The 3,696-nt window shown below is 72.8% G+C and carries 4 protein-coding genes; 2 read left to right on the top strand and 2 right to left on the bottom strand.

Features of this window, described 5'->3' with window-relative positions:
* The first annotated feature begins 352 nt into the window (after positions 1 to 352).
* A complete protein-coding gene (locus D455_RS31870) occupies positions 353 to 2,026 on the top strand; it encodes a BTAD domain-containing putative transcriptional regulator (protein ID WP_449289326.1) in 1,674 nt (557 codons plus the stop codon).
* On the opposite strand, the gene D455_RS0126990 is transcribed toward D455_RS31870, so the two are convergent.
* On the bottom strand, positions 1,974 to 2,831 hold the full coding sequence (locus D455_RS0126990; RefSeq protein WP_017573778.1) for an SDR family oxidoreductase: 858 nt from the start codon (positions 2,829 to 2,831) through the stop codon (positions 1,974 to 1,976). The genes D455_RS31870 and D455_RS0126990 overlap by 53 nt on opposite strands.
* 112 nt (positions 2,832 to 2,943) lie before the next feature.
* Here D455_RS0126990 and D455_RS31865 point away from each other — a divergent pair, with 112 nt between their 5' ends.
* Positions 2,944 to 3,318: a winged helix-turn-helix transcriptional regulator gene (locus D455_RS31865; RefSeq protein ID WP_017573777.1), complete on the top strand. Its 375-nt coding sequence runs from the start codon at positions 2,944 to 2,946 to the stop codon at positions 3,316 to 3,318.
* A gap of 90 nt (positions 3,319 to 3,408) precedes the next feature.
* Here D455_RS31865 and D455_RS0126980 read toward each other — a convergent pair.
* Positions 3,409 to 3,696 (bottom strand): response regulator transcription factor (locus D455_RS0126980; RefSeq protein WP_017573776.1); only part of this gene is annotated, 288 nt, incomplete at its 5' end.

The raw sequence follows: 3,696 nt of genomic DNA, 5'->3' as shown, positions 1-3,696 counted from the left end.
CGGTCTACCTGCACGCGGCGGGCCAGTGCGTGGACTGGATGGGCCGCATCACCGGCACCGAGGGCGGCAAGCGCGGTACCAACTGCGGCTGATCCCTCCCCTCCCGGGCGGCCCCGGACGACGTTTCCCGGGGCCGCCCGGTCCGTGCCCACCTCACTCTCTGAGTGTGTTTTACGACCATTAGTGAAACAAGGCGCTAATAGACCGAAAAGGCGAAGCCCCAGCTCACCCCGAGCCGTTCCGAACCCCCTCCGCGCTTCCCCCTCAAACAGGTGGACGATGCGCTGAAAAGTGTCATATGCTCCGCGACGCTGCGCAGCGAATGTTTCATCGTGCGTAAGGGAGTGCATGAGTGGAAACCGATCTGTCAAGGATTCGGTACAGATTGCTCGGTTCCGTCGAAGTTCACTCCGAGGGCCGTCCGATCGACCCGGGAGGACCCAAGCGGCGCACCGTACTGGCCGCCCTCCTCCTGCGACCCAACACCGTCGTCTCCGACCACCAGCTCATCGACCTGGTCTGGGGCGAACGCCCACCGCGCAGCGCACGAGCCCAGCTCCAGGTCCACGTACACGGGCTCCGCAAGATCCTGGACGCGGACACGATCGTCCGGGGCCCCTGCGGCTACCGCATGACCGTGGCGGCGGAGGCCACGGACAGCGGCGTGTTCGAGCGGCTCCTGGCACGCGCGGGCTCCGAGCGCGCCGACGGCCGCCTCGCCGAGGCGGCCCGCACGCTGCGCGACGCGCTGTCGCTGTGGACGGGCCCGGCCCTCAGCGGTGTCACTCCGGCGCTCGTCGCCCACGCACGCCCGGCCCTGGAGGAGCGGCGGCTGCACGCACTGGAGGAGCTGCACGGCGTCGAGATCGACCGCGGCCACGGAGACGCCGCCATCCCCGAACTGCTGTCCCTGTGCGCGGAGCACCCCACCCACGAGCGGTTCACGGGACTGCTCATGTCGGCCCTGCACGCCTGCGGACGCACCGGGGAGGCGCTGGAGGTCTACGCGACACTGCGCGCGAGGCTGGCCAGCGAGCTGGGCACCGACCCCGGCGCCCGGCTCCAGCGGCTCCACCTGGACCTGCTCACGGCCGAACGGGACGGCGAGTACGCGCACCGCCCGCCCGGCGGCGGCCGGGTCCGCCCCGCCGAACTGCCCTACGGGGTAGGCGGCTTCGTCGGCCGCTCGGCGGAGCTGTCCACGCTCGACCGGGCACTGGACACCGACCGGGAGGCCGACGGCTGGCCCGCGGTGTTCCTCCTCACCGGGGTCTCCGGCGTCGGCAAGACCGCCCTGGCCCTGCACTGGAGCCACAGCGTCCGGGACCACTTCCACGACGGCCAGCTCTACGTGGACCTGCGCGGCTCCGCCCCCGAGGGGGAGGCCCTCCGCCCCGACGACGCGCTGCGCCAGCTGCTGCGCGGCCTGGGCGCGGCCACCGACGACCCGCCGACCGGTACCGGCGAGCTCGCCAAGCTCTTCCGGTCGGTGACGGCCGACCAGCGCCTGCTGTTCCTGTTCGACGACGCCGCATCGGCCGAACAGCTCGCTCCCCTGCTGCCCACCGGCCGGGGCAGCGTGGTCCTGATCACCAGTCGGCACCCGCTGACCGAGCTGGTCGCGCTGTTCGGCGCCCGCCCCCTTCCACTCGACGTGCTGTCGCAGGAGTCCTCGGTCGAGTTGTTCCTGTCCGTCACCGGCATGTGGTCCAGGGCGGCCGAACTCCCCCTGGTCACCCGGATCGCCGAACACTGCGGGCNTGACGCGGAGGCTGGCCGCGGTGGCCCTCGCCGCTGGCGGCGCCACGGTCGACCGGCCCCGGACCGGCGTGCCCGACACCGTTCCGGGACCGCCCGGCGGACCGCCGCTGGCGCTGACCCCCTCGGATCCGGGCTCCGGGTGAGGGGCCAGCGGGGCTTCGCGGAGCGGCACCGGCGGGCGGATCGGGCGGGGCCCGGGGCGGCCCCGGACCTCAGAGCAGGGCGCGCAGGGTCTCGGCGACCGGGGTGGTGGGGCGGCCGATGAGGCGGGACAGCTCCCCGGTGGTGTCGGACAGTTCGCCGTCGCGCGTGTTGGTGTCCAGGGCGGCCACGAAGCGCGCGGTGTCCTCGTCCAGGCCCGCACCGGTCAGGGCCGCCACGTGCTCCTCGGTGGTCAGGTCGCGGTAGACCACCTCGCGACCGAGCAGTTCACCGAGGGTCGCGGCGAGGTCGTCGTAGGTCCACGCGGTGTCGCCGGAGAGCTCGTACACGGCACCGGCGTGCGCACCGGGGTCGCGGAGCACGACGGAGGCGGCCTCGGCCAGGTCCTGCCGCGAGGCGCTGGCGGTGCGGCCCTGTCCCGCGCTGCCGACGAAGGCGCCGGTCACACGCGCCTCCTCCAGCTTCTGCGCGAAGTTCTCGTTGTACCAGCCGTTGCGCAGGATCGTGTACGCCAGTCCGGAGGCGGTGATGATCTCCTCGGTGGCCCCGTGCTCGGGGGCCAGGACCAGGGTGGTGTCGGTGGCCCTGGGCGCGCTGGTGTAGACGAGGTGTCCGACTCCAGCGCCCCTGGCGGCCTCGACCACGTTGCGGTGCTGGGCCACCCGCCCGCCGACCTCGCTGCCGGAGACCAGCAGGAGGGTGTCGGCGCCCGCGAGGGCCTCCTTGAGCGAGGCGGGGTCGTCGAAGTCCGCGCGTGCGGTGCGCACGCCCCGGTCGGCGAGGTCGGCCAGTCTGGCGGTGTCGCGCGCGGTGGCGGTGATCCGGTCCGCCCGAACGCCCCTGGCCAGGAGGTCCTCGACGACGAGGCGGCCGAGGTGGCCGGTGGCACCGGTGATGACGACGGACATGGGGTTCTCCCTTCGCTGTGGCCGGGCGTTCCGGCCCTGCGATTCTCACCAACCTCCCTGGTCAACAGCACATTCCAGAAGTGGGGTACCCACCTTTTGGTAAGTTGGCCCCATGAACTCCTCGTCCGGTTCCCCGGCCTTCCCCCGTGGGCGGGTCCTGTCCTCCGACTGCCCCTCCCGGCGGCTGCTGGCCGGTGTCACCAGCAAGTGGGGGGTCCTCGTCCTCGTCGCCCTGTCCCGCGGCCCGCTGCGCTGGAGTGAGCTGCTGCGCACGATCGGCGGGATCAGCGAGAAGATGCTCGCCCAGACCCTGCGCACCTTCGAGGCGGACGGCCTGGTACTGCGCGACGCCAGACCGGTGGTGCCGCCCTACGTGGAATACGGTCTCACCAAGGACGGCCGCGAGGTCACCGACCTGCTGCTGCCGCTGGTGGAGTGGGTTCAGGACCACGTCGGCGCCGACGGGTCGGCGGAGCGGAGCGGATGACCGTCAGGCCATCCGGAGGAGGTCGGCCCCCTCCCGCCTCCCCGGACGGCACGGGCACACCCGCCCCTGAGGGGCGACCCCGGGGTCCGCTCAACCCCCCACCCTCACCAGCCCGGTCTCGTAGGCCACGATCACCGCGTGCACCCGGTCGCGCAGCCCGAGCTTGGCCAGGATCCGCCCCACGTGGGTCTTGACCGTCGACTCCGACAGGAAGAGGCGCGCGGTGATCTCCGTGTTGGTGCACCCGAGCCCGACCAGGCGCAGGACCTCCACCTCGCGCGGCGTCAGCGGCTCCAGGCGTTCGCGCGAGTCGCCGACCGGCAGACTGGGGCCGAACAGCTCCAGCACGCGCCGGGTGACCCTCGGGGCCATCACCGC

The sequence above is a fragment of the Nocardiopsis halotolerans DSM 44410 genome (genome assembly GCF_000341065.1).
Lineage (GTDB): Bacteria > Actinomycetota > Actinomycetes > Streptosporangiales > Streptosporangiaceae > Nocardiopsis > Nocardiopsis halotolerans.
The sequence above is the reverse complement of the archived record's forward strand: the minus strand, read 5'-3'. Positions and strand labels throughout refer to the sequence as shown.